This window comes from Streptomyces sp. DF42 (assembly GCF_058267695.1).
Genome location: NZ_CM177859.1, coordinates 9,567,736 through 9,592,501, shown reverse-complemented (window position 1 = coordinate 9,592,501; position 24,766 = coordinate 9,567,736). Strand labels below are relative to the sequence as shown.

The window sequence follows — 24,766 nt, the reverse complement described above, 5'->3', positions numbered from 1 at the left end:
GGTCAGGCGGTGCCCGCCCGCGCGACCGGCTGCTCCTCCGCGTCGTCGAAGGAGTAGGAAAGGAAGTCGTCGACCATGCGGTGGAAGAGAGTGGCCAGCTGCCGCAATTCCTCCGGCTTCCAGTCCGAGAGGGCAAGCTGCATGCCGCGGGATCCCGCGTCCCGGACGCGGACTATGGCCTGTTGTCCGGCCTCGGTGAGCTGGATGCGCTGGGCGCGACGGTCGTCGGGGTCGGGAACGCGGGTGACGTAACCGGACTTCTGCAGTTGCTGCACCGTGCGCGTGACGTGGGACGCCTCCACTCCCAGCCGGTTGGCCAACTCTCCCGGGCGCAGTGGCTCAGCATCAGCGACCTGCCGCAGCAACGCCACGGCCGCGCGGTCCAGCGGCACACCGGCGAGGGCCATCAGCTGGTCATGCTTCCGAGCGCGCGTACTCAGGTAGGTGATGCGAGTGAGCGCCCGCTCGATCTCGATCACTTCGTCCGAGGCGGGGGTGTCGGCGATTTCGTGGAGCGGTGGAGGGGACATGCGATCCACTTTACCATATTGTTGCGTAACTCAAGTAATCTACTGCGTGTGCTGTATTGCGTTTACTCCGCATAGAAACAGCGGGTCATCTCGCTCACGGTGACCTCGCTGCGCACGTCCACACCCCGCTCTGCAGGGGCGCGGGTGAGCATCATGCCGCCCTCCTGGCCGACGGAGTGGGCGAGGGGCACTGGCGCCGGTTCGAGGACGTCCGGCGTCCGGCGTCCGGCGTCCGGCGTCCGGCACAGCATCCGTCGTCGACGCGGCGGGTGAGCGGCTCACCCGCAAGGACCCGTGGCGATCCGGCCACCGCCGAACCGGCCGCAGGGGTGCCCGCCCCCGTCTGACCTCCCCGGCTTCCCTCCGAGAGCGTCGCTCGTGTGGCGGGACACGGGCGATCCTCACCCGTCGTTCCCGGCATGCATCGCCCACCATTGCTTCCAGGACCCGACCGGAAAGACGCGATGAGCATCCCTTGGCAGCGCTATGCGGGCGACCACCTCCGCACCGTCGACACCATGATCCTCACCGACCTCACCTGTACGACGTCCTCGGCGCTGGGCGAGATGAAGGCCACCGTGGGTGTGTTGCGCCAGAAAGACGAGGACCACCTGACGATCACCTTCACCGACGACGGCACGTGCGCCGTCGTCGCGAGCCCCGCCCCCGGGGCACGGCTTCGGGCTGATCGGCATGCGCGAACGCGCCCACTCCGTCGGCGGCGCCCGCCAGGGCCGCCACCGCTGGAGGACGGATTCGAGGTCGCCCCCCGACTCTCCCTCTACCCCACCGCTCCCTGCCGTGACGGACTCCCCGGCGCCAGGGAACGGCAGCCATGAGACGACAAGAACGGACACCATGACCCTCCGCGTGCTGCTCGCCGACGACCAGGCCCTCCTCCGGGCCACGTTCCGGATCCTGATCGACTCCTGCGACGACATGGAGGTGGTCGCCGAGGCCACCAATGGCGGCGAGGCCGTAGCCCTCGCGCGCGTGCACCGCCCCGACCTCGCGCTGATGGACATTCGCCTGCCCGGCACCGACGGCCTGGCCGCCACGTCCGCGATCTGCTCCGACCCGGATCTGTCGAGGACGCGCGTGCTGATCCTCACCACGTTCGAGATCGATGCGTACGTCGCGCAGGCGCTGCGGGCCGGCGCGAGCGGGTTCCTCGGCAAGGACGTGACCGCCGACGCGTTCCTCGACGGCATCCGGACCGTGGCCGTGGGTGACTCGCTGCTCTCCCCGCTCGCCACGCGCGCGCTGATCACGCGCTTCCTGGCTGCCCCCGCGCAGAGGGTGCGCCCGACGGCGTCCGTGGATCTCTCCGCACTGACCGCAACTGAGCGCGAGGTGATGGGCTGGGTGGCGGAGGGCCACTCGAACGAGGAGATCGCCAAGAAGCTCTCCGTCAGCCCGCTCACGGTGCGCACGGAGGTCCACCGCGCCATGACGAAGCTGGGCGCCCGCGACCGCGCCCAACTCGTCGTCATCGCCTACCAGTCGGGCCTCACGACGGTCTCGCCGCCCGCGGAGCGATAACCGCTGACATCTCACATCCACACCTGACATCCGCCATCCAACGGCCAGCGTCCGGCATCAGACGCCCCACGGCTCACGGCTCACGGCTCACGGCTCACGGCTCACGGCTCACGGCTCACGGCTCAGCCTGCTGAGAGTCTGTCCAGCCACTGTTCCAGCAGCGCCGACTCGGCAGGCGTGAACACCGGGGCCTGTTGGGCACGCAGGCGGGCGGCCAGGGTCGCGGCGGCGACAGGGACGGCCCTGTCCCGTTTACTTGGCTCGCTCGTCTCGGCGGGACGGGTCAGCGAGTCGAGCACGCTGTCACGCAGTCGCTCGGAGAACTGCGGGTCCGGGTACTGCTCCGGTCTGGTCAGCATCGACAGGGCCGCGCCGACGTTGGCCGACATGATCATCTGGGTGGCGAGGGCGGGCGGGACGGTGAGCCGGCCGGCGGCAGCGCAGCGTTCGAGGATCCCGTGCAGCAGGGCGTGCGCCTCCTGGGCGGCCGCGGGCGGTGCCGTCAACTCGGGCGAGTACATCAGGCGGTAGTGGTTGGGGTGTTCCAGCGCGAAGCGCATGTGGTTGTCCCAGCCGCTCCGAAGGTCGGCGACCGGGTCGTCGCTGGGCCGGGCGGCCCGCTTCGAGGCGAGATACTCCGCGAAACCGCGGTCGACCACGGCGGCCAGCAACCCGGCCTTGTCGCCGAAGAGCCGGTAGAGCATCGGCGCCCCCACCCCGGCCGCCTCGCAGACCGCGCGCGTCGAGACATCCGCGACCGGCGCCTTGGCCAGCAGGTCCGTGGCGGCTTCCAGGATCTTTTCCCTCGCATCCATACGTCCACGGTACGCCATTCGTAGCGCCGATACGAAAGGGGCTGTACCGCCGCTACGCATACGTGTTATCGTCGATACGAATCAGTCGTAGCAGCGCTACCAGTAAAGGATGCAGTCATGACCACTCAGCCTCGGACGGACCGGCGCGCCGCGATCGTGACAGGCGGATCGCGCGGCATCGGACGGCAGGTCGCCCAGCGGCTCGCCGCCGACGGATTCGCCGTGGTCGTCGGATACGCGGGAAACAAGGACGCGGCCGACGACGTCGTACGCACCATCGAGGCGGCGGGCGGCACGGCGTACGCAGCCCGCGCCGATGTCGGCGACGAGACCGAGGTCGCCGCCCTGTTCGACCTGGCGGAGGCCACGTACGGCGGCGTGGACGCGGTCGTCCACGCGGCTGGGCGCATGGCCCTCTCCCCCGTCGCCGAGCTCGACCTCGGTGAGCTCGACGCCGTGTACCGCACCAACATCCGCGGCACGTTCGTCGTCGACCAGCAGGCCGCCCGCCGACTGCGCCCGGGCGGGGCGCTCGTCAACTTCTCCACCTCGGTGGTGGGTCTCGCCTTCCCCGGTTACGGCGCCTACGCCGCGAGCAAGGGCGCGGTCGAGGCGCTGACGCTGATCCTCGCCCGGGAGATGCGCGGCCGTGACGTGACGGTGAACGCCGTCGCGCCCGGTCCCACCGCCACCGAGCTCTTCCTCGACGGCAAGGACGAGGAGACCGTCGCCCGCCTGGCCGCGCAGCCCCCGCTGCAGCGACTGGGGACGCCGGAGGACATCGCCAACGTCGTGTCCTTCCTCGCCGGCCCCGAGGGCCACTGGATCAACGGCCAGGTGCTGCGGGCCAACGGCGGCATCATCTGACGGCGCGCCACGTCCTTCGATGTGAGCCATGCCGCGGAACTCGTACGGTTCGGCATCGACACCTCGATCGTCGTGCCGGGCGCCTTCACCTCGGGCACGAACCACTTCGCCCGCGCCGGAGCACCGGCCGACGCCGACCGGGCCGCCGCCTACGACAGCCGGTACAAGGCGCTGGTGGAGGACGTGCACGAGCGGCCGGCCGGGCTGATACCGCCGGACGCCGATGTCGCCGACGTGGCGGAGGCCGTCGTACAACCGTCGAACTGCCGCCCGGCAGGCGGCCGTTCCGGATCCACGTGGACCCGAGCCGCGACGGCAGTGAGGTCGTCTCCGCCGTGGCCGACCGCATCCGCGTCGAGTTCTTCCGCCGGGTGGGTCTCGACGATCCACTGACCCCGGTAAGCAGTCTGTAGGCAGCTTGGTTCAGCTGCGGACAGCGCCGTTCAACAGCGCCGTTCAGGGGAAAGCGGCGCGCGGAGCGAATGGCGGCGGGCCGCACCGTCGACAGTCATCCCGTGACGCTCCCCCTGATCCCGCCCATGCTCGCCAGGGCCGGCAAGCTGCCGCCCACCGCACAGGACGCCCGCTGGGCCTACGAGACCAAGCAGGACGGCCAGCGCGTGGTGGCCTACCTCGAAGGGGACGGCAGCGTCCTGCTGCGCGCACGGTCCGCGGAGGACATCACCGGCGCGTACCCCGAGCTGCGGCCGCTCGGCACGGCGCTCGGTACGACACCGACCGTGCTGGACGGGGAGGTGCTGGCGCTGGACGACCGGGGGCGCGCCGACTTCCAGTTGCTGCAGTCCCGCATGGGGCTGGCGCACGCGCCCGGCAGGGCGGCACGGCAGGCGGCGAATGTGCCCGTGCACCTCGTCCTGTTCGACGTGCTGCACCTGGGCGGGCAGGACCTCACGGCGCTCCCCTATGCCCGACGGCGGGGGCAGCTGGAGCGGCTGGATCTCGACGGTCCGTTCTGGTCCACCCCGGCCGCGCTGGTCGGGAACGGCGACCAGGCCCTGCGGGCCACCCGTGAGCACGGTCTGGAGGGCCTGGTGTGCAAGCGACTGGACTCGGTGTACGAACCCGGGGTGCGTTCCCGGGCCTGGATCAAGATCCGCAACATGCACAGTGAGGACGTCATCGTGGGCGGCTGGCTGCCCGGCAGGGGGCGGCTGTCGGGGCTGCCCGGCGCCGTCCTGGTCGGGCAACGGGCCGCGGGGCGGCTGCGGTACGTCGGGAGCGTGGGCACCGGCTGGAGCGAGGCCGAGCGGGCGCAACTGGCGGCACTGCTGGGGGCCGCAGCGACCGACGTATGCCCCTTCGACCCCGTACCGCCGGTCGCGGGGCCCCACTGGGTGGTGCCCCGGCTGGTCGGCGAGGTCCGCTACAGCACCCGTACCCGGGCCGGAATGCTGCGCCAGCCGTCGTGGCTGCGGCTGAGACCCGACCTGGCGCCCGAGGAGTCGTCGGCCGACATCCCGGACGATCCGGACCGGCCCACGCCCTGACACGCCGTCATCAGCCGAACACTGGGCTGCGCTTCACCACTGGTACGCCTGCGCCCTCTTGGCCCGGAAGTGAAAACCGGGGATGCTGAACTCCCTTGCCCCCCAAAGCCGTTGGGCTGTCCCGGACCAGGAGGAGGACGCAGTGTCGTCGCAGAAGTCCAAGCTGCATCGCAGAAGGTGGCTGACCGCTCCGGCGGTTGCCGCCACGCTCGTCATCGCCTTCCCCGCCGCCGCCTTCGCCGCCCCGCCCCAGGCGCTGCCCGCGGCCGCGGACGCCGCGGAGTTCACGTACCAGCCGGCTTTCGACTACGACACGGACGGCTGCTACTCCAGCCCCGCCATCGGCCCCGACGGCACGATCAACGGCGGCCTCAAGCCGACCGGCGCCCTCAACGGGCAGTGCCACGACGCCTCCGAGCTCGACAACACCAACAGCTACTCGCGCTACAGGTGCAACAACGGTTGGTGCGCGTACATGTACGGCCTGTACTTCGAGAAGGACCAGGCTCTCGCCTGGAGCAGCATCGGCGGGCACCGGCACGACTGGGAGCACGTGGTGATCTGGGTGCAGGACAACCAGATCAGGTACGTCTCGACGTCCAACCACGGCTCGTTCTCGGTGCAACGGGCCTCCGAGGTCCGTTTCGACGGCTCGCACGCGAAGATCGTCTACCACAAGGACGGCATCAGAACGCACTGCTTCCGGCTGGCGAACACGAACGACGAGCCGCCGGAGAACCACAAGCACACCTGGCAGTACCCGCCGCTGGTCGGCTGGAACGGCTACCCCGCGGGCCTGCGCGACAAGCTGAGCGCCTACGACTTCGGCAGCGCCCACTTCGGTCTGAAGGACGGCAACTTCGCCGCACATCTCTCGTCGGCGAAGCCGTCCGGAATCGCGTTCGATCCCAGCGCCTGATCGCGCCACCCCCGGGTGCGGTCGTGCACGATCGACGGGCGAGCGGCCGAACCCGTCCTGCCCGGTGACGCAACCGGACACCATACGGTGGACGCGGTCCTCGGGGTGTAGCTCGTCGGCGTCCACCGGCCCGCGTTCTCACAGCCCCGTGAACCGGCGCGCGTCCTGGGTGAGTCGGCGGTCGCACCCTGCCTCTTCACCCGACCTACCGGCCGGTATCGTCGGCGTGCAGCGCGTTCTCTGAGACGAGAGACGGGACCCTTCCATGGCCAAGCACTGGGCGGACTTCCAGTACGAGATCTATCTCAACGGGATGTCGGGCGCCGTACCCAGGCTGCCCACCGACCTGACCCGGCTGGAGGAGCTGACCGAGCAGCGCCTCGGCCCCGGACCGGTCGGCTACGTCGCGGGAAGTGCGGGCGACGGCAGCACCGCACGGGCGAACAGGGCGGCACTCCAGCGACGCCGGATCGTGCCGCGAATGCTGCGGGACGTGCACGAGCGGGACCTGTCGGTCGAGGTGCTGGGCCGTGCCCTGCCCGCCCCGCTGGCACTGGCGCCCGTCGGCGTGCTGTCGATCATGCACCCGGACGCCGAACCGGCCGCCGCCCGGGCCGCCGCCGCGCAGGGGGTGCCGTACATCCTGTCCTCGGCGTCCAGCACGCCGATGGAGCAGGTCGCGGAGGCGATGGGCGACGCGGAGCGCTGGTTCCAGCTGTACTGGGCCAAGGACCGTGAGGTGACGCGGAGTTTCCTGAGCCGGGCGAAGGCGGCCGGGTTCACGGCGCTGGTCGTCACCCTGGACACGCCGTTGCTGGCCTGGCGCCCCCGCGATCTCGACCAGGCCTATCTCCCCTTCCTGCACGGTGTCGGCACGGCGAACTACTTCTCCGACCCGGCCTTCCAGGCGGGCCTCGCCAAGCCGGTGCACGAGGACCCGAACGCGGCCGTGCTGCATTTCGTCGGAATGTTCGCCGACCCGGGCAAGACCTGGCCCGACCTGGCGTTCCTGCGGGAGAACTGGGACGGCCCGATCGTTCTCAAGGGCATCCTGCACCCGGACGACGCACGGCTCGCCGCCGACGCCGGCATGGACGGCGTGGTCGTCTCCAACCACGGCGGCCGTCAGGTCGCCGGATCCGTCGCGGCCGCCGACGCGCTGCCCCGGGTGGCCGAGGCGGTCGGAGACCGGCTGACCGTCCTGTTCGACAGCGGCGTGCGCACCGGAGACGACGTTTTCAAGGCCCTCGCGCTCGGCGCGCGGACGGTGCTGGTGGGGCGGCCGTACGTGTACGGGCTCGGCCTCGACGGGCAGGCGGGCGTCGAGCACGTGATCCGCTGCCTGCTCGCCGAGTTCGACCTCACGCTCGCCCTGTCCGGACACGCCTCGCCCGCCACGATCGGGCCCGCCGACCTCATCGAGGAATCAGCATGACCACTGCCCGGAAGAACGTTCTCGCCGTCGTCGCCCCGCACGTCGGCGGCCGTGCCGCCGGCGCCGGACTCGCCACCCTCTTTCCCGGCGAGGCGAACGTCACCGTCGTCGAGGCGACCGACGAGGACCCGGCCGCCCTGCAAGCGGCGCATGTGATCATCACCGCGCTGTCCCCCGTGACGGCCGAACACCTGGCCGCCGCAGCGGACTTGGAGCTGGTGCAGTGCGCCAGCCACGGCTTCGACTACGTCGACCTGGAGGCCGCCAGGGCCCAGGACGTACGCGTGTGCAACATCGGCTCCAGCGGCGCCGAGTCGCAGAACGTGGCCGAGCAGACCTTCGCCCTCATGCTCGCGCTCGCCAAGCAGCTGATCCCTGCGCACACCGCGCTCGTCGAGGCCGACTGGGCGCTGCCCCGGCTGCAACGCTCGCTCACCGAGCTGTCCGGCAAGACGCTCGGCATCGTCGGGCTGGGGAACATCGGGCAGGAAGTCGCCCGCCGCGCGGTCGCGTTCGACATGAGCATCATGTACACCGGCCGCCGCAGGCTGCCCGAGGAGACGGAGGCCCGCCTCGGCGGGGCCCGCCACGTACCGCTCGACGAACTGCTGCGCACGGCGGACTACGTCTCGCTGCACGCCCCGCTGACCACCGAGACCCGGCATCTGCTCGACGCCGGGCGACTCGCGCTCCTCAAGCCGACGGCGTTCGTGATCAACACGGCGCGTGGCGCCCTCATCGACCAGGACGCCCTCGCGGACGCGCTGGAGAAGGGCGCCCTGGCCGGGGCGGGCATCGACGTCTTCGATCCCGAACCGCCCACCCAGGCCCTGCGTCTGCTCAGGTCCCCGGGCGTGGTGCTCTCACCGCACGTCGGCGGGGTGACCCGCGAAACGCTGGTCCGCATCGCGCTGGCCGCCGTGCAGAACGTGGCCGGCTTCCTGTCCGGCGGGAAGCCGAAGGACGTCGTGGGCTGAACCCGGTCACATGGTCCGCTCCGACAGTCGCGCGGTGCGCACCACGGGGCTGTCGGTGCCCGTGATCGACAGCGAGCCCTGGTCGGCCGACGCCGTCGGATCTGCCAGCCAGCGCTGCGCCGGTGAGCCCTCGCGGACCTTGACGACGATGTCCGCGCCCGGGTCCTCGGCGGTGGCGGTGAGGGCGAGCTGCTTGTCCCAGCGGGGCAGCAACTCCCCCTTCGCGGTGAGGTCGTAGCGCACGTCGTCGCCCCGCTTGTCCTTCTCGGCGGCGCACTTGCCGAGGACGACCACGCCGGCGTCCACATGCGAGTCCAGGCACAGGCCGGCGTCCGCCACACTGCGCACCAGCCCGTTGCTCTCGTACGACCACCGCTGGGTGCGAGCGTCCGAGCATGCCGCCAGCTCGGTCCCCGCCCCGGCTTTCGCCTCGCCCCTGATGCCGAGGCACAGGTCCGCGCCGGCGTTGCGCAACCTGGACCGGCCCGGCGCCGTGGGGAGGTGGGCGGTTCCGGGTGACGACTGGGAGCCGACGCCCGGCGTGGTCCCGCTGTTCGCGGCGTTGGAGGCGGCCGGGTCGACGCCGTCGTCGTGCGAGAACAGTCCGGCCGCGAACACGGTCGCGAGCAGCCCGGCGGAGGCGACGCCCACTCCGGTCAGCAGCGCCCGCGAGTTCCGTGGCGCCCCGGAAGACCGGCGGCCCGGGAGCGGGAAACGGGGCATGATGCGCGGGCGTCCTCCGCCGTGCCGTGCGGAGGAATTGCGCGTGCGCTCCGGCTGCTGTGCGCGGCCCGGTCGGCTGTCGAGGTAGCGAAGGGCGCCCCAGCCGAGCACCGATTCGGCCAGAAGTACGCCCAACCCGCCCTCGAAATGGCTCAGTTGCTCAGCGGCGAAACGGCAGTAGGGGCACTGGGCCAGATGCTGCTGGACATCCGGCAGCAGGGTCCCGCCCCGGCGAATCGGAACGTCGAGGAGGCGGTTGTAGAACCGGCAATCCTTGCTCGGCGCGAGTTCCCGATGGGCATGTACACAACCTTCGCGGAATTTTTCACGCGCCTGTTCGAGTGCCGCCGACGCGGTGTCGGTATCCATGCCGAGCAGGCCGGCGGGGATGGAAATGGGCTCCGCCTCGACCTCGGTGTGCCAGAGCAAACACCGGGAAAGTCCGGGAAGGGCCTGAAATGAACGCTCGGCCAGCTTGCGATTTTCGGGCGTCATGGACTTCGCCGTACGCATACCGCGCCCGCCGGCCGGTTTCAGCAGCTCCGGCAGAACGCCGGATATCCGGTCCTCTGCGGACCACACCCGGGCTGTCTCCCTGACGGCCACCAGGAGGCGGGGGCGCACCGCGAGCGCGGCCTCGCCCAACGCCAGCCGGTCGAGGACCTGGTGAAACGTGGCCGCGGTCACCATGGAGACGACGTCGGTCCGGGAGGCGAGGCAGATCTCCGCGTAATCGCGGGCGGGCTGCCAGTGCCGCGCCATGAGCAGCGCGACGGATTGGGCGACCTCACCGTCGGGACGACCCCTGAGCCGGGTGGCGAGATTCTCGTCGGATTCTCCGGGAACCCCGCCTGGCGGCGGGTAAGGGGGTCGAGGTGGGTGGGGGGTGGGCACTGAGCGGATTCCTTCCCACGCGCATGGGACATACAGGAGGGCGTGAATTCAGCTATGTCCGTTCGCCCCGGTTCCGATAGGCCGATCGACACCCGGCCATTACACCCCCCGCACGGATAGTTCACTCTTGCACAACACACTCATGACCAACAAGCCACTCAGGCAACGTCCGACTCTTTGAAAGTTGGTCAGAAGCGGCGACAACCCGCCTCACCCGCATGAGCTTTCGTCATTCCATGCGCCCCGTGTGAAAGAGGCGCACGCGCCGGAGCGCCGCGCACGCTCCCGGCGCGCACCACCCCGTAGTGCACTGGGTACGGCCCTTCTCGGAGGCCCTGCGCAGGACGGCGGCTCTCCTGCGCCGCACGGGCCGCCGACCTTGTTCCTCCCGCCCTCGGTCGGCGGCCCCGGGGGCGGGTCGACGGCTCTCAGATCTGCCAGGAGCGCAGCCGGTCGGCCGCGCCGTAGACATCGGCCTTGTTGGACATCAGATCGCGGGCAAGGTCGACGAGGGCGCCGTAGGGCGGATCGATGCCGACGCCGCTGACGAACATGTACGCCACGGCCGTCGCGCAGGCGAAGCGTGCGTTGGCCGCGGGCAGGGGCCTGAGCAGGGCGAGGGTGTGCAGCAGGGCGGCGGCTCGCCAGGCCGGGTCGGAGTCCACGCCCAGGCGCGGCGGGTCGACACGGTGGCGGGCGACGGCGGCGACCAGCGCGGAGAAGTCGTTGACGGTGGGCTGGTCCGGCAGGACCTCTTCGTGGCGCTGCAGCAGCCAGGGCACGTCGATGTGGATGACGGGTGCCATCGGTCAGGCGACCCGCCCCTCGCTGGTGTGGGCCGGCTCGTCTTCGGGGAAGGCGGCCGCGAACTCGTCGGCGTGGGACGCGAAGAAGCGGCGGAAAGCTTCCGCGCCCTCCTGCAGCGCACGGTGCCGGGCTATGTCCGCCGCGGCGGCCTCGCGCACGAGTGCTTTCATCGACGTACCGCGCTCCTTGGCGATCTGCCGCAGGTCCTCAAGTTCGCGGTCGCTGAACTCGACATTCAGGGCTGGCATGCCTTCACGGTACCGCTGTGGTACTTACTCGTAAATATGTGCAGGCCACAGCACCTCTCGGCCGGTACCTTCCGGGCTTGTCACCGGCTGAGGACCAGGTCCGATTACCGTCGGTGACGGGCTGCACGGCGTGAGCACGGTCCGCTCCGGCCGCCGGCACACGCTGGGCATCGTCTTCCACGACGCCGCCTGAGCGGCCGTGGCGAGTCCCGTGCGGTACCGCGCCCCGTAAGAGGCAGGGCACGGTACCGCACCACCATCCCCGCCCGCGGGTTCGTCAAACCGCTTACAGCGGAGCGCTTGGGCGTCAGGCTCCGGCCCACAGGCCCCTGCGCCGGTACCTCCCCTCCCACAGAAGGCGGTTGAGGATCCGGGCCGGCGGCGGCAGGGCGCCCAGGAAGCGGGCACGGTCGGCCGGCGGGGCGCCGTCGACGATCCACGGCACGAACACCGAGGCGCCGCGCAGGCCTTGGGTCCTGCGGATGCGGCCGGTGAAGGCGGCCCAGTCGGCTGCCGTCAGGACGTCCTGCATCAGCGGCAGGGCGCTGTCCTCCTCGTGCTCCAGGTGGTCGTCGAGGGTGGCCGCCAACGCCCGTACGAGATCCGGAAGTTCGGGCGCGCAGTCGGCCAGTGCGGTGTCGACCGCCGCGAGCAGCGGGTCGATGCGGGAGTGTTCCGCCTCCATGTCGTCCAGCAGGGCGAGGTCGCGGGGGCGGCCGGCGGCGCGTTCGCGCACCCGCGGCCACAGACCGCCGTCCTCGGTGGTGTGGTGGATGTGCAGCTGCCGCTTGAAGTTCTCCCAGCCGGCACGGACCCGGGGCGAGCCGGCCCGCCCTTCGGCGACGGCGGTCGCGAGGCGCTCCAGATCGCGACGGAAGGCGTCGTGGGAGGCGTACATCGGAGTGAAGTCGATCGTCTTCCGCGGGCTGTCGGTCATCGGCCGGCCTCTTCCAGTTCGGGATCGGACACGGGCAGGGCATGGGGGTTGGCGGACGGGCCGCTGTGGCGCCGTACGGCGAGACAGGCGAGCGATCCGGCCAGCAGCACGGCCGCGGACACGTACACGGCCGGGCCCATGGCGTCGACGAAGCCGTGGCCGAAGACGTCCCCGCCGAGGGCGCGCATGCGCTCGGCGACGTCCTGCGGCACCCCGTGCGGCACGCCGCCCTGCTGCCGGGCGCCGACATCGGACTCGGCCCCGGAGAAGGCGGCGACGAAGGAGTCCCGGTACCCGGCGGGCAGCCGGCCGGCGCTCTCGCGGGCCCGGTCCGTCAGCGTGGAGGCGAGCTGGTTCTGGAGCACCGCGCCCACGACGGCGCCGGCGAGCACGGAGCCGACCTGCCTGAGCGCGTTGGTCACACCTGAGGCCGCTCCCGCGAGCCGGGCCGGGACGCCCCGCATGACCTCGGTGGCCATCGGGGCGAAGGTGCACCCGACGCCGAGCCCGGTGAGCAGGAGCGGGAGGGCGATGCTCAGCCATCCCGACCCGACGTCCGCGACCGCCGCCACCCACGTCAGACCGGCCGCCCAGGCGAGCAGGCCGCCCATGAGGATGAACTTGCCGCCGATCCTGTCCGCGAGGGCGCCGGCGGGCCCGGCCGTCACGAAGGAGCCGATGGCGACGGGGAGCAGGACCAGCCCGGACTTGAGGGCGCTGAAGCCGAGCACGGACTGCAGGTAGATCGTCAGCGGCAGGAACATGCCGACGACGCCGAACGACACCGTGACGCCGACGAGGTTGACGAGGGTGAAGTTCCGGTCGCGGAAGAGGGCGAACGGGACCAGCGGCTCGCCCGTCTGCCGGCCGCGTTCGTGCAGCAGGAACGCGGCGAACAGGACGGCGGCCGAAGTGAACAGGCTCCAGATCCAGGGGTTCCAGTCGTAGCGCTGCCCCTCGGTGAGCCCAAAGGCCAGGCAGAACAGGGCAGTTGAGGCGAGAACCACGCCGAGGGTGTCGAAGCTGTGGCGTACCGTGCGCTGTGCGCCCGGGATGATCGCCGCGGTCATCACCAGCACGATCACGCCGAACGGCAGATTGACGAAGAAGATCCACCGCCAGCTCAGGTGGGTGATCAGGGCCCCGCCGAGGATCGGCCCGAGCGCTCCGGACACGCCCGCGACCGCTCCCCAGATCCCCATCGCCACACCGCGCCGGTCGGCCGGGAACACCTCGGCGATGATCGACAGGGTCTGCGGCATCAGCAGCGCCGCGCCCAGCCCCTGCACCGCCCGGAACGCGATCAGCTGGGCGGGGTCCCGGGCCAGGCCGCAGGCGAGGCTCGCCAGGGTGAACAGGGCGACTCCGGCGGCGAAGAGGTTGCGTTTGCCGCGCAGGTCGCCGAGGCGCCCGCCGGTGATCAGCAGGACGGCCAGCGCCAGGGTGTAGGCGTTGACGACCCACAGGATCTCGTCGAGGGACGCGTCCAGGTCCTCGCCCAGTTGCGGGATCGCGATGTTCACGATCGTCAGGTCGAGGAGGGTCATGAAGAACCCGAGCGAAAGGGTGGCGAGAATCGCCCACGGGTTGCCGTGCCACTTCTTGAACACGATGTCGGTCTCCTAGTGTCGGACTCGCGTTCAAGAGGGCGGGGCGGCGGGCGAGTGTGACACGGCGGGACTTCCCTGAGACGTGGGTCACATTTCGTCTCTTGGATGTCACATTCCGACCCCTGGGCGGCCTCGCAGTAGTGAGTACGCCACCGGGGAGGCCCACGTATGTCCGAACGCTCTGTGACCGATGAGGCGACCGATGTCTTCATGGACCATCGGGAGCTGTTGTTCGGCCTCGTCTACAACATGCTGGGCAGCGTCGCCGACACCGAGGACGTGCTGCAGGAGACCTGGCTGTCGTGGTCGGGCCGGGGCGCCGCCGGCGTCGCCAATCCGCGCGCCTATCTGGTCCGTATCGCCGTCAACCACGCCTTGCAACGCCGGGCCTCGATCACCCGCCGTCGCGAGACCTATGTCGGCCCGTGGCTGCCCGAGCCGCTGGTCGCCGACGGCGCGAGCGCCGACGACCCGGCCCTGCGCTCCGAGTCCGTGTCCATGGCCATGCTGGTGGTCCTGGAGTCACTGACCCCGCTGGAACGTGCGGTGTTCGTCCTCAACGAGGTGTTCGGGTACGCCCACACGGAGATCGCGGAGATCATCGACCGCACTCCCGCGGCGGTACGGCAGCTCGCGCACCGCGCGCGGGGCCATGTCCATGCGCGGCGGCCGCTGTACCAGGCGCATCCGCGGGTACGGCGAGAGGCGACCGAGCGGTTCGTGCGGGCCGCGTTCGGCGGGGACATCGCCGCGCTGATGGAGATCCTGGCGCCGGACGTCACGGTGTGGACGGACGGCGGCGGCAAGCGCAGGCCGGCGGGACTGCGACCGGTGCACGGCCGGGACAAGGCGGTCCGCCTCATCACGTCGTACGCGGCTCGGCGCGGCCCGCAGAACCTCGACCTGCGCTACCGCCGCGTCAACGGCGACGACGCCGCCGTGCTGTTCCAGGGCGACTCCCCGTACGCGGTGATGGTCATGGACCTCACCCCCGAGGGCGACCGGGTGTCCGATGTCTACATCGTCACCAACCCCGACAAGCTCACGCACGTGCACAAGGACGAGGCCCAGGACCAGGACCAGGATGAGGTCGAGGGGGCGGAGGCGGAGTGACCGTCATCGAGACCCCCGGCAAGGGTGAGCGCGTCGCCGACTGGCTCGACGGCCGCCTCGGCATCCACTCGCTCGGCAGGAAGTACCTGCGCAAGGTGTTCCCGGATCACTGGTCGTTCCTGCTCGGCGAGATCTGCCTGTACAGCTTCGTGGTGCTGGTCCTCAGCGGCGTCTACCTCACCCTGTTCTTCCATCCGTCGATGAACGAGGTGACGTACCACGGCAGTTACGTCCCGCTCAACGGCGTGCGGATGTCCGAGGCGTACGCCTCCACGCTCGACATCAGCTTCGACGTGCGCGGCGGCCTGCTGATCCGGCAGCTGCACCACTGGGCGGCGCTGGTCTTCGTCGCCGCGATGCTCACGCACATGATGCGGCACTTCTTCACGGGTTCGTTCCGCAAGCCCCGTGAGATCAACTGGCTGTTCGGCTGGACGCTGCTCCTCCTCGGCCTGTTCGAGGGCCTGTTCGGCTACTCGCTGCCGGACGACCTGCTGTCGGGGACGGGCCTGCGCTTCGTCAACGGCGCCCTGCTGTCGATGCCCGTCGTCGGCACCTATCTGTCGATGTTCGTGTTCGGCGGCGAGTTCCCCGGTCATGACATCGTGGCCCGCTTCTACTCGCTGCACATCCTGCTGATCCCGGGCGTCATGGCCGCGCTCGTCGTGGCGCACCTCATCCTGGTCGTCCACCACAAGCACACCCAGTTCGCGGGGCCGGGCCGCACCGAACGCAACGTCGTCGGCACGCCGTTCATGCCGGTGTACCTGGCGAAGGCGGGCGGATTCTTCTTCCTGGTCTTCGGCGCCCTCTCGCTCGTCGCGGCCGTGGCGACGGTCAACCCGGTCTGGGTCTACGGCCCCTTCCGCCCCGACCAGGTCTCCACGGGCGCACAGCCCGACTGGTACCTGGGCTTCGCGGAGGGTCTGGTCCGCATCATGCCGGGCTGGGAGATCACCCTGTGGGGCCACACGCTGGTACTGGGTGTGCTGGTCCCGGTCGTGGTCTTCCCTCTCCTCCTCGTCTCCATCGGGATCTACCCCTTCCTGGAGTCCCGGATGGCCGGCGGCCGAGGCGAGCACCACCTCCTGGACCGCCCGCGCAACCGCCCCGTCCGCACGGCGATCGGCGCGTCCTGGATCAGCCTCTACCTGATCCTGCTGGCGGGCGGCGGCAACGACATCGTCGCCACCCGCCTGCACCTGTCCATCAACACGGTCACCTGGACGGTCCGCGTCGCGGTGTTCGTCCTCCCGGCCGTCGTCCTCGTCGTCACCCGTCGCATCTGCCTCGGACTGCAACTGCGCGACCGCGAGCTGGTGTTGCACGGCAGGGAGACCGGCGTGATCAAGCGACTGCCGCACGGCGAGTACGTCGAGGTGCACCAGCCGCTCGATCAGGCCGAGTTGCACACCCTGACCGCCCATCGTCGGCGGCAGGGAGAACTCGTGGAGCGCGAGCCTCAGTCCTGATCCGCCACGAAGGACGCCATCCGGGCCAGGGCAGCGTTCCAGTTGATGGCCGTCTCGTTCGTCGACCAGGACTGGATGTCGTCGATGTAGCAGAACTGGCCTGTGCAGCCCTTGAGTTTGCTCTGTGCGTAGGGGTCCTGGATGGACGAGTTCGGTCCGCCGGCCAGGGTGCCGTGCGGCGGGTTCGGAAGGTCCGGGTCGAGTTCGTGTGCGTACCAACGGCTGTGCTGGTTATGGGAGTTGACCTCGCCATAGCCGGTGACGTACGAGATGTTCAGCGCGTTGCGGCCGAGGATGTAGTCCATGCTCTGGACCGCGCCGTCACGGTATTTCGAGGATCCCGTGAGGTCGTACGCCGTCGCGAGGACCACGGCGTTGTTGAGGACCTGGTGACTGGAGCCCCAGTCGTAGATGTTGTCCGCGGGCGCGTACGGCATCCCGTACGGCTGTGCCCCGAGCGTCGCCAGATAGCGGTCGGCGCCCTCGACGACCGACCGCCGCACCCTGTCCCGGCCGGGCAGCTTGTTCGGCACCGTCGCCAGGTCCAGCCGTCCGGCCGCGGCCGTCCTGCCCCAGTCGAAGCCGAGGCTGCCGAAGATGTCGGCCGTGTTCAGCGGGGAGTTGAGCACGTAGTCCGCGAACTGCTTCTGCCCCGTGGTGAGATACAGCTCCGCCGCCGCCCAGTAGAACTCGTCGGTCGCGTCGGCGTCGTCGTAGGCGCCGCCTCCGACGCCGTCACTGGCGGAGGCGTACATGCCGGGGTGGGCGAGGGCCGCCGACCAGGCCTTGCCGGCGGCCGTCAGCGCCTTCGCCGCGAAGGCGCGGTCGTAGGGCCGGTACAGACGGGCCGCCTGGGCGGCGGTCGCCGCCAGGTTGAGGGTCGCCTGAGTGGACGGCGGGTGCAGTTCGCGCTTCTGCGGGTCCTCGCTCGGCAGCAGGGGCAGGCCCGTCCACTGCTCGTCGTGGATCTTGTGATGTGCCATGCCGGCCAGCGGCTGTCCGTCGGGCACCTGCATCTTCAGCAGGAACTCCAGCTCCCAGCGGGCCTCGTCGAGGATGTCGGGCACCTTGTTCCCGCTCTCCGGGATGGCGAGGGTGCCGTCCCGCAGCTTCCCGGACTCCCCCGTGCGGGCCAGCAGTTCGCGTTCGTAGGTGCTCAGCAGCTCCCAGGTGGCGATACCGCCGTTGACGACGTACTTGCCGTGGTCGCCCGCGTCGTACCAGCCGCCCGTCACGTCCAGGGTGTAGTCGCACACGCCCGGCTGGCAGGGGACCTTGGTGTCGCCCTGGTTCGGCGCCACGCCGAGATGCCCGGCAGCACGCGCGTACCCGGGCCGCAGGTCGTCCCGTATCGCGATGCCGCTGCGCTGTGTGTAGTAGTACTTCACCGAGTCGAGCCTCAGCTGCTCGTACGCGCTGGTGCCGATGTCGAACGGGCGGCTCGCCTCCCCGTCCGCCACCAGCGTGAACCCCTTGCCCCGCTTGTGGTAGGCGCCGAAGTCGATGGAGTGGACGTTCTGCCCGGAGGAGACGTCGGCCCCGCGCGGGACGGTCAGGCCGTGGGCGACCGTCGCCCCTTCGGCGTTCTTCAGCTGCCAGGGCAGTTTCGAGGTGGCGTCGGTGACGAGCGTGGCGTTCTTCGGGCCGGAGGGCAGATAGGCGACCTGATTGACGCGCACCCGCGGCCCCGTGTCCGGCTCGTACACCTCGGGCGGCACCCCGCCCAGCAGCGACACGTCGTCCATGCACATCCGCCAGGCGTCCGCGCTCCCGCCCGCCTGCAGGGCGACCTGGCCCTGCGTGGTGTCGACGGGCGAGGTGAACGTGTACGAGTAGGTGTCGCCGGAGACACTCAGCTGCGGGCTCACCTCCAAATAGGTGTCGTACGGGGCCACTTGCAGCCCGACGACCGCCCGCACCACGTGTCCCCCGGGCGAACCGGACGCCTTGAAGCTGAACTTGTACGACTCTCCCTTCACCAGGGTGACGTCGTTCTGGCCGACGGCTGCGTCCCAGCGGTTGGCGGTGCCGCCGGGCACGTCCGCGCAGAGCCGCCCGTCGGAGAGGGCTGCGGTGACGTTGGTGGTCGTCCACCAGGGGTCGCTGGTGGTGTCGAAGGTGCCGTTCTTCAGCTGCTCGACCTCGTCCGCGACGGCCGGTCCGGCCGGTAACGCGGTGAGTGCCGCTCCCAACAGGGCGGTGATGGTCAGCAGGACGGTTCTGCGTCGTTTCACGTCTGGGCTCCTCGGGCGGAGGGGCGGGTGACGCTCGCCATCACGATGGGAGCGCTCCCAGATGCGGACGCAGCTCATGTTTGTTCGCGCCATGACATCCCGTCAACGGTCCGGACGGGACTGGTTTTCCGCCCGGACCGTCACGACCCGCTCAGCCGGCGGGCGCCTCCAGCTTGCTGATCCGCACCGCACCGGCGACTTCGCCCGGGTGAGCGCTGGTCAGCGTGAGCCTCAGCCGGGAGCCGCGCGCGGCGTCGAAGGTGATGACCGTCGGCGCGTCCGTGGCGCTCGCCCAGTCGACCGCCGCTCCGGTGACGGGCACATACCGGTGGCCGTTCCACACGGCCGCCTCGACCGAAGCAGGCAGGCTGTGTGTCGCGTCCACGGTGAAGGAGACCTCCACGCGGTCGAAGGTGCGCGTCCGGCCGTAGTCCACCAGGACCCAGTCCCTGGTCCGGGCGCCGTTGAACGCGGGCAGCAGGGCCGTGGCCGACTTCGCGAAGGCGTTGGACCAGCCGGTGGCCGCGTCACCGTCGAGCATCGCCGCGGGAAGCGTGTCCGGGCGGCCCGAGTAACTGGCGTCCGCGGACGGGTGGTTCGGGGGCGCCGGGTGCTGCGGTGCGAAGGCGGCCGCCGGGGTGGTCGCGACCGACCCGGCGGGTGTGGTGCGCACGGTCGCCGTGCCCGACCGCAGCCCCTCCGCCCGCGCGGTCACATTCAGGGTGCCCGCCCTGGTGCCCGAGCGCACGATCGCGAGCGCCTTGCCGTGGAAGGCGGTGCGGGTGCTCGCCTGGTAGCGCTCGGCGCTCTCCTCGCGGCCGTTGTCGAGTCCGGCGATCGAGCCACCCTTCACATCGAAGGTGATCAGATGCTCGGCATCGGGCACCACCACTCCGCGGGCGTCGACGACGTCCGCGGTGACGAACACGAGTGAACGCCCGTCCGCGGCCAGGGACGTGCGGTCGGCAGTGAGCCGTACGGCATGCGCCTGGTCCGCCGTGCGCAGCACGTCGGTGGCGACCACCTTGCCGCCCTTGCGGGCCACCGCCTTCAACTCGCCCGGCTCGTAGGGCACTTTCCAGATGAGGTGGAGCTTGCCCGCGCTGCCGTTCGGGCTGGTGTAACTGCCCGGGTAGGGGCCCGTGGTGAAAGTCCTGTCGTCACCGGTCGCCTCCGTGGTCTCCAGATACGTACGGCCGTCCGTGGTCCTCTTCGTGTCGAAGGAGCGCGTGCCGAGGGATTTTCCGTTGAGGAACAGTTCGACGTCGGCGACGTTGGAGTACGCCCACACCTCGACAGTGTCGCCCTCCTCGTGGTTCCAGCTCATGGGCAGCAGATGGACCATGGGCTCGCCGGTCCACTGGCTCCGGAACAGGTGGTACATGTCCTTGGGGAAGCCGGCCGTGTCGACCGCACCGAAGAAGGACGCCTTCACCGGGAAGACGTCGTACGGGGTGGGCTCCCCGATGTAGTCGATGCCCGACCAGAGGAACTGGCCGGCGAACCACTTCCGGTCGCGGTCCTTCTTGTGCCCGTACTCCCCGCTCATGGTCCAGGAGGCCAGGTTGTTGTCGTAGGACGAGGTCGCGCGCCTGCCGGGGGTGTGGTTCTCGCCGGTGTTGAGGTGCTCCGGCTCCTGGTACGCGCCACGCGTCGAAGTCTCCGAGGAGGACTCGGACTCGAAGAGGAACAGGTGCGGGTAGGCCGCGTGCAGAGCGTCCACCGACTTGGCGGTGTTGTAGTTGAGGCCGAGCCCGTCGAGCTTGGCGAGCATCAGGTCGGCCGCGGATCCCCTGGCGGGCACACCGTGGTACTTGTTCGAACCGATGACCAGCGGCCGGGTGTCGTCGGCGGCCTTGATCGCGCCGATGATCCGGTCGGCCATGCCGAGGCCCGCGGTCGAGGTGGAGTCGGGGATCTCGTTACCGATGGACCACAGGACGACGGCGGGCGAGTTGCGGGCGGCGAGGACCATCTCGGTGGCGTCCCTCTCGCACCACTCGTCGAAGAAGCGGCCGTAGTCGTACGTCGTCTTGCCGGTCCGCCAGCAGTCGAAGGCCTCCACCATCATCACGATGCCCAGCTCTTCGCAGACCTGGATGATCTGCGGCGAGGGCGGGTTGTGGGAGGTACGGAAGGCGTTGACGCCCATCGACTTCATGATGGTCAGCTGGCGGCGCACCGCGTCGATGCTGATCGCCGCGCCGAGGGCGCCCTGGTCGTGGTGCAGGTCGACGCCCTTGATCTTGGTGGGGGTCCCGTTGAGCGCGAAGCCCTCGTCGGGGTCGAAGCGGTAGCTGCGGATGCCGAAGGTGGTGCGGTAGGTGTCGACGGCTTTGCCGCTCACGCGCAGTTCCGTCTCCAGGGTGTAGCGGTGCGGGGCTTCGATGTCCCACAACTTGGGCCCTGGGACCGTGAGTTCATGGACCTCGGCCGCCTTGTCGGTCGTGTCCACCGTGGTCGCCCGGCGGGCCACCGTCCGCCCGTCCGGGTCCTTGACCGTCGAGCGGATCTCGACCTCGCTCGCGGCGCCGGACTCGTTCACCACGGAGGTCCGTACGCGTACGACGGCCCGCTCCCGGGTGATGTCCGGCGTGGTGACGTGGGTGCCCCAGCGATCCACGTGCACCGGCTCGGTGACCACGAGGCGGGCCTCGCGGTAGATGCCGCTGCCCGAGTACCAGCGGCTGCTGGGCAGTTGGTTCTGCACCTGGACGGCGATCACGTTCTCCGTGGTGCCGTCGGTGTGCAGCAGGTCGGTCAGGTCGAAGGCGAAGCCGGTGTAGCCGTAGGGGTGCCGGCCGGCCTTCGTGCCGTTGCAGTACACGTACGAGTCCATATAGACGCCGTCGAACTCCACCGAGATCCGCTTGCCGGCGAACCCGGACGGCAGGGTGAAGGCGAGGCGGTACCAGCCGAGGCCGCCGGGGAGGAAGCCGGTGCCGCTGGTGGTGCCGTGCTCGGTAGTGGGGGTCTGCTCGATGCTCCAGTCGTGCGGGACCGCGACCTCGCGCCAGGCCGAGTCGTCGTAGCCGGGGTCGGCGGCCCGTGCGTAGGCGCCGGTCGGGTCGGTGATCCCGCCCGGGTTCACCAGCGCGAAGCGCCATCCGTCGCGCAGGGCGACCGTGCGGCGGCCGGATCCGCCCGCGGCGGCCTCGGCGGCCCGCGCCACCGGGCTGCCGAGAAGCGCTCCGGCTGCCGGTGCGGCCGTGGAAGCGATAAGGACCGATCTCCGAGTCACTGTCATGGCGGCTCCCCCTCATCAGGGCCCAGAAGTACTCACAACTGATCGTGAACAAACAGATTCTGACGCCGGGCCACGCGTGGCCGTCAAGGGTGCGGTGGCGTCGTTCTGTCCCACGGGACACAACGGCCGGATTTCCCCCTTGACCGTCCGGCCGTTCGCGCCAGGGAGTTCCCGTCCGCGCAGGACGCGGACGCACTAGGCTGGAACTCAAGTGGCTCACCGGTTCACTGTGAGTGTTCGCGATGGAGTGGCGGAGATGAACCCGGAGTATCCGTTCGACGATGCCGCGACGGCGCGTGCCGCCGTCGACGACTCGGGCACGCTCGTCGAGTGGAACGCCGGCGCGGAGCAACTGCTCGGCTGGCCGGCCGCCGAGGTCGTGGGCCACCCCGCCGGGCGTCTGCTCGCCGACGGCGGGCCGCACGAGCCGTTCCCGCCCGACGGACTGCGCTGGGACGGCACCGTCACCTTGCTCCACCGGGACGGAGGTGAGGTGGCCGTGTGGCTGGTGGCCCACCACCGACGGGCGCAGGACGGCGGCCGCGGCCGCTGGCACGCCTTCAGCCCGCTCCAGGGCGGCGGCCCCCGCTCCCCGGAAGACGCACTTGCCACCGCCGCGCTCACCCAGTCACCCTGCGCCGTCGCCGTCTACGACGAGCGGCTGCGGCTGCGCCACATCAACGACGCCATGGCCGACGTGATCGGGCTGCCCGAGGAGCGCATCCAGGGGCTGCGCCTGTCCGAGATCGGCGGCAGACCGGAGAGCGAGCAGCTCGAGGAGAACATGGTGCGGGTCCTCGTCTCCGGGCGGGCGGCGGACATCCAGATGTACATGCGGACCGGCGGCGAGGTCGCCGCGCACGCCTGGCTGGCCCGGATGGCCCCGGTCAGGGATGCCGAGGGGCAGGTGCGGGGCGTGTGCCTGGCCGCCCACGACTTCACCGACAACTACCTCGCCCGCGAGCGGCTGCAACTGGTCAACGAGGCGAGTGTGCGCATCGGCTCCACCCTCGACATCACCCGTACGGCACAGGAACTGGCGGACGTGCTCGTGCCCGCGCTGGCCGACCTGGTCAGTGTCGACCTGCTCGACCTGCAGGAGCACAGCGTCGAACCCCCGCCGCGGCTCACCGCCCCGATCGAGATGCGCCGCGCCGCGCACGGCTCGGTCAACCCCGGCACGCCCGAGGCCGTCCTCAAACCCGGGCAGCTGGAGGTCTATCCCGACGGCTCGCCACAGGCCGACTCTCTGGTGGCGGGCCGCACGATCGTCGCCTCGCTCTCCTCGGGCGCACTCGACAAGTGGCTCAGCTGGAACAAGGCGCGCGCCCAGCGGGTCAGGGAGTACGGCTTCCACTCCACGATGTCCGTGCCGATCCAGGCCCGCGGTCTGACCCTCGGGGTCGCGGTCCTCACCCGGTTCCGGCGCCCCGACCCGTTCACCGCCGACGACATACTGCTCGCGGAGGAGGTCACCGCCCGGGCCGCCGTGTGCATCGACAACGCCCGCCGTTTCTCCCGCGAGCGCGAGACCGCCCTGGCCCTGCAGCGCAGCCTGCTGCCCCGCTCGCTGCCGCGCACGGCCGCCGTCGACGCCGCCTCGCGCTACCTACCGGCGGCGCGGGCGGGGGTGGGCGGTGACTGGTTCGACGTGATCCCGCTGTCCGGGATGCGGGTCGCGATGGTCGTCGGGGACGTCGTGGGCCATGGCATCCAGGCCTCGGCCACGATGGGCCGGCTGCGTACCGCCGTCCGCACGCTCGCCGACATCGATCTGGCCCCCGACGAGCTGCTCACCCACCTCGACGACCTGGTGGTGCGGCTGTCGGCGGAGGCCGGCAACGACGGCAGTCCCGGCGAGGTCGGCGCCACCTGCCTGTACGCGGTGTACGACCCGGTGTCGCGGCGTTGCACGATGGCCCGGGCCGGACATCCGCCGCCGGTGGTGGTGCCGCCGGGGGGCGAGCCGAAGCAGGTGGAACTGCCGGCCGGGCCGCCGCTGGGTCTGGGCGGGCTGCCGTTCGAGTCCGCCGAGCTGGAGCTGCGTGAGGGCAGCGTGATGTCGTTCTACACGGACGGCCTGATCGAGACCCGCGAGCGGGACGTGGACGCCAGTCACCAGCTGCTGTGCGACGCGCTGGCGACGTACTCCGACTCGCTGGACGAGACATGCGACCGGGTCCTGCACTCCCTGCTGCCGACGGGCGGCGCCCTGGACGACGTGGCCCTGCTGCTGGCCCGTACCCGCGGACTGCCCGCCTCCCAGGTCGCGACCTGGCACATCCCCCCGGACCCGGCGCTGGTCGCGCCCATCCGCAAGCAGGCCGTGGGGCAGCTGGACACCTGGGGGCTGCAGGACGCGGCCTTCACCGCCGAGCTGGTGGTGAGCGAGCTGGTCACCAACGCGATCCGGTACGGCGCCCGACCGATCCGGCTGCGGCTGATCCACGACACGGCGACACTGATCTGCGAGGTGTCCGACACCAGCCACACCGCCCCGCATCTGCGCCGGGCCAAGACGTGGGACGAGGGCGGCCGCGGGCTGCTCCTGGTCGCCCAGCTCACCGAGCGCTGGGGCAGCCGTCACACCGCGGACGGCAAGACGATCTGGGCGGAGATCGGCCTGCTCGACGAGGACTGAGCGCTCAGGGCGTGTCCGCCAGCCAGGGTCTGACCTGCCGGCGCGCCTCGTGCAGCCGCGACTTGAACGTGCCCAGCGGGATCCCGGCGCGCTCGGCCCCCTCGGCGTACTCCAGCTGGCAGATGTCGCGGTACACCAGCGGCTCGACCAGCTGGGGATGCTCGCGCTCCAGCCGGTCCAGCGCCTCCAGCAGGTCGAGGCGGGATCCGGCGATGACGCTGGTTGTGCGCGGGTCGGCGTGCCGCTC

Annotated in this window: 21 protein-coding genes and 1 pseudogene; 12 read left to right on the top strand and 10 right to left on the bottom strand. The window is 70.6% G+C overall.

The genetic code is table 11. The features are described 5' to 3' along the window. Nucleotides 1-2 precede the first annotated feature (2 nt). The gene (locus ACYUED_RS44170) at nucleotides 3-530 is read right to left on the bottom strand and encodes a MarR family winged helix-turn-helix transcriptional regulator (protein ID WP_491290014.1); all 528 of its coding nucleotides are present in this window, start codon (nucleotides 528-530) and stop codon (nucleotides 3-5) included. Nucleotides 531-994: 464 nt separating this feature from the next. Here ACYUED_RS44170 and ACYUED_RS44165 point away from each other — a divergent pair, with 464 nt between their 5' ends. Together ACYUED_RS44165 and ACYUED_RS44160 are read left to right on the top strand one after the other, a co-directional pair. Next, a complete protein-coding gene (locus tag ACYUED_RS44165) occupies nucleotides 995-1,369 on the top strand; it encodes a hypothetical protein (RefSeq protein ID WP_491290013.1) in 375 nt (124 codons plus the stop codon). A gap of 19 nt (nucleotides 1,370-1,388) precedes the next feature. Then, complete coding sequence (locus ACYUED_RS44160) at nucleotides 1,389-2,072, top strand: response regulator transcription factor (RefSeq protein ID WP_491290012.1); 684 nt, start codon at nucleotides 1,389-1,391, stop codon at nucleotides 2,070-2,072. Nucleotides 2,073-2,194: 122 nt separating this feature from the next. Here the strand turns inward: ACYUED_RS44160 and ACYUED_RS44155 are convergent, their stop codons facing one another. Beyond that, nucleotides 2,195-2,887, bottom strand: a complete 693-nt coding sequence (locus ACYUED_RS44155) for a TetR/AcrR family transcriptional regulator (RefSeq protein WP_491290011.1) — start codon at nucleotides 2,885-2,887, stop codon at nucleotides 2,195-2,197. A 117-nt stretch (nucleotides 2,888-3,004) separates the two neighbouring features. Between ACYUED_RS44155 and ACYUED_RS44150 the strand changes: the two genes are divergently transcribed. The 6 genes from ACYUED_RS44150 (at nucleotide 3,005) to ACYUED_RS44125 (ending at nucleotide 8,593) form a co-directional block, all read left to right on the top strand. Then, nucleotides 3,005-3,754: an SDR family oxidoreductase gene (locus tag ACYUED_RS44150; RefSeq protein WP_491290010.1), complete on the top strand. Its 750-nt coding sequence runs from the start codon at nucleotides 3,005-3,007 to the stop codon at nucleotides 3,752-3,754. A 21-nt stretch (nucleotides 3,755-3,775) separates the two neighbouring features. Further along, complete coding sequence (locus ACYUED_RS44145; RefSeq protein WP_491290009.1) at nucleotides 3,776-4,147, top strand: hypothetical protein; 372 nt, start codon at nucleotides 3,776-3,778, stop codon at nucleotides 4,145-4,147. A gap of 122 nt (nucleotides 4,148-4,269) precedes the next feature. Then, nucleotides 4,270-5,262, top strand: a complete 993-nt coding sequence (locus tag ACYUED_RS44140; RefSeq protein ID WP_491290008.1) for an ATP-dependent DNA ligase — start codon at nucleotides 4,270-4,272, stop codon at nucleotides 5,260-5,262. A gap of 142 nt (nucleotides 5,263-5,404) precedes the next feature. Beyond that, on the top strand, nucleotides 5,405-6,181 hold the full coding sequence (locus ACYUED_RS44135) for an NPP1 family protein (protein WP_491290007.1): 777 nt from the start codon (nucleotides 5,405-5,407) through the stop codon (nucleotides 6,179-6,181). A 265-nt stretch (nucleotides 6,182-6,446) separates the two neighbouring features. Then, on the top strand, nucleotides 6,447-7,616 hold the full coding sequence (locus ACYUED_RS44130; protein ID WP_491290006.1) for a lactate 2-monooxygenase: 1,170 nt from the start codon (nucleotides 6,447-6,449) through the stop codon (nucleotides 7,614-7,616). Further along, on the top strand, nucleotides 7,613-8,593 hold the full coding sequence (locus tag ACYUED_RS44125; RefSeq protein ID WP_491290005.1) for a 2-hydroxyacid dehydrogenase: 981 nt from the start codon (nucleotides 7,613-7,615) through the stop codon (nucleotides 8,591-8,593). The genes ACYUED_RS44130 and ACYUED_RS44125 overlap by 4 nt, the downstream gene beginning before the upstream one ends. A gap of 6 nt (nucleotides 8,594-8,599) precedes the next feature. Here the strand turns inward: ACYUED_RS44125 and ACYUED_RS44120 are convergent, their stop codons facing one another. The 3 genes from ACYUED_RS44120 to ACYUED_RS44110 all read right to left on the bottom strand — a co-directional run bounded on the left by ACYUED_RS44120 (nucleotide 8,600) and on the right by ACYUED_RS44110 (nucleotide 11,265). Then, nucleotides 8,600-10,210, bottom strand: a complete 1,611-nt coding sequence (locus tag ACYUED_RS44120) for an RICIN domain-containing protein (protein WP_491290004.1) — start codon at nucleotides 10,208-10,210, stop codon at nucleotides 8,600-8,602. A 428-nt stretch (nucleotides 10,211-10,638) separates the two neighbouring features. Continuing rightward, nucleotides 10,639-11,016 carry a toxin Doc gene (locus tag ACYUED_RS44115; protein WP_266524452.1) on the bottom strand — a complete coding sequence of 126 codons (378 nt, stop codon included), beginning with the start codon at nucleotides 11,014-11,016 and terminating at the stop codon, nucleotides 10,639-10,641. A 3-nt stretch (nucleotides 11,017-11,019) separates the two neighbouring features. Further along, nucleotides 11,020-11,265, bottom strand: coding sequence for a hypothetical protein (locus ACYUED_RS44110; RefSeq protein ID WP_491290003.1), 246 nt, complete (start codon nucleotides 11,263-11,265; stop codon nucleotides 11,020-11,022). A 103-nt stretch (nucleotides 11,266-11,368) separates the two neighbouring features. Here ACYUED_RS44110 and ACYUED_RS44105 point away from each other — a divergent pair, with 103 nt between their 5' ends. Then, a complete protein-coding gene (locus tag ACYUED_RS44105; RefSeq protein WP_491294722.1) occupies nucleotides 11,369-11,458 on the top strand; it encodes a 2OG-Fe(II) oxygenase in 90 nt (29 codons plus the stop codon). Nucleotides 11,459-11,572: 114 nt separating this feature from the next. Here the strand turns inward: ACYUED_RS44105 and ACYUED_RS44100 are convergent, their stop codons facing one another. Further along, entirely contained in the window at nucleotides 11,573-12,202 is a 630-nt protein-coding gene (locus tag ACYUED_RS44100) for a hemerythrin domain-containing protein (RefSeq protein ID WP_491290002.1), read from the bottom strand. Further along, nucleotides 12,199-13,812 (bottom strand): DHA2 family efflux MFS transporter permease subunit, encoded by a 1,614-nt coding sequence (locus ACYUED_RS44095; protein ID WP_491290001.1) that lies wholly within the window; start codon nucleotides 13,810-13,812, stop codon nucleotides 12,199-12,201. The genes ACYUED_RS44100 and ACYUED_RS44095 overlap by 4 nt, the downstream gene beginning before the upstream one ends. 168 nt (nucleotides 13,813-13,980) lie before the next feature. Here ACYUED_RS44095 and sigJ point away from each other — a divergent pair, with 168 nt between their 5' ends. Both sigJ and qcrB read left to right on the top strand, forming a co-directional pair. Further along, nucleotides 13,981-14,925 (top strand): RNA polymerase sigma factor SigJ, encoded by a 945-nt coding sequence (sigJ, locus tag ACYUED_RS44090; protein WP_491290000.1) that lies wholly within the window; start codon nucleotides 13,981-13,983, stop codon nucleotides 14,923-14,925. Then, nucleotides 14,922-16,397 (top strand): cytochrome bc1 complex cytochrome b subunit, encoded by a 1,476-nt coding sequence (qcrB, locus tag ACYUED_RS44085; protein ID WP_491289999.1) that lies wholly within the window; start codon nucleotides 14,922-14,924, stop codon nucleotides 16,395-16,397. Before sigJ ends, qcrB begins: the two co-directional genes overlap by 4 nt. On the opposite strand, the gene ACYUED_RS44080 is transcribed toward qcrB, so the two are convergent. Continuing rightward, on the bottom strand, nucleotides 16,388-18,631 hold the full coding sequence (locus tag ACYUED_RS44080; RefSeq protein ID WP_491289998.1) for a glycoside hydrolase family 9 protein: 2,244 nt from the start codon (nucleotides 18,629-18,631) through the stop codon (nucleotides 16,388-16,390). The genes qcrB and ACYUED_RS44080 overlap by 10 nt on opposite strands. A 151-nt stretch (nucleotides 18,632-18,782) precedes the next feature. Next, a complete protein-coding gene (locus ACYUED_RS44075) occupies nucleotides 18,783-21,878 on the bottom strand; it encodes a glycoside hydrolase family 2 TIM barrel-domain containing protein (RefSeq protein ID WP_491289997.1) in 3,096 nt (1,031 codons plus the stop codon). A gap of 256 nt (nucleotides 21,879-22,134) precedes the next feature. Here ACYUED_RS44075 and ACYUED_RS44070 point away from each other — a divergent pair, with 256 nt between their 5' ends. Beyond that, entirely contained in the window at nucleotides 22,135-24,519 is a 2,385-nt protein-coding gene (locus ACYUED_RS44070; RefSeq protein WP_491289996.1) for a SpoIIE family protein phosphatase, read from the top strand. A gap of 4 nt (nucleotides 24,520-24,523) precedes the next feature. Here the strand turns inward: ACYUED_RS44070 and ACYUED_RS44065 are convergent. Beyond that, nucleotides 24,524-24,757, bottom strand: a pseudogene (locus tag ACYUED_RS44065) (RNA polymerase sigma factor); the annotation flags it as partial. Nucleotides 24,758-24,766: the final 9 nt, after the last annotated feature.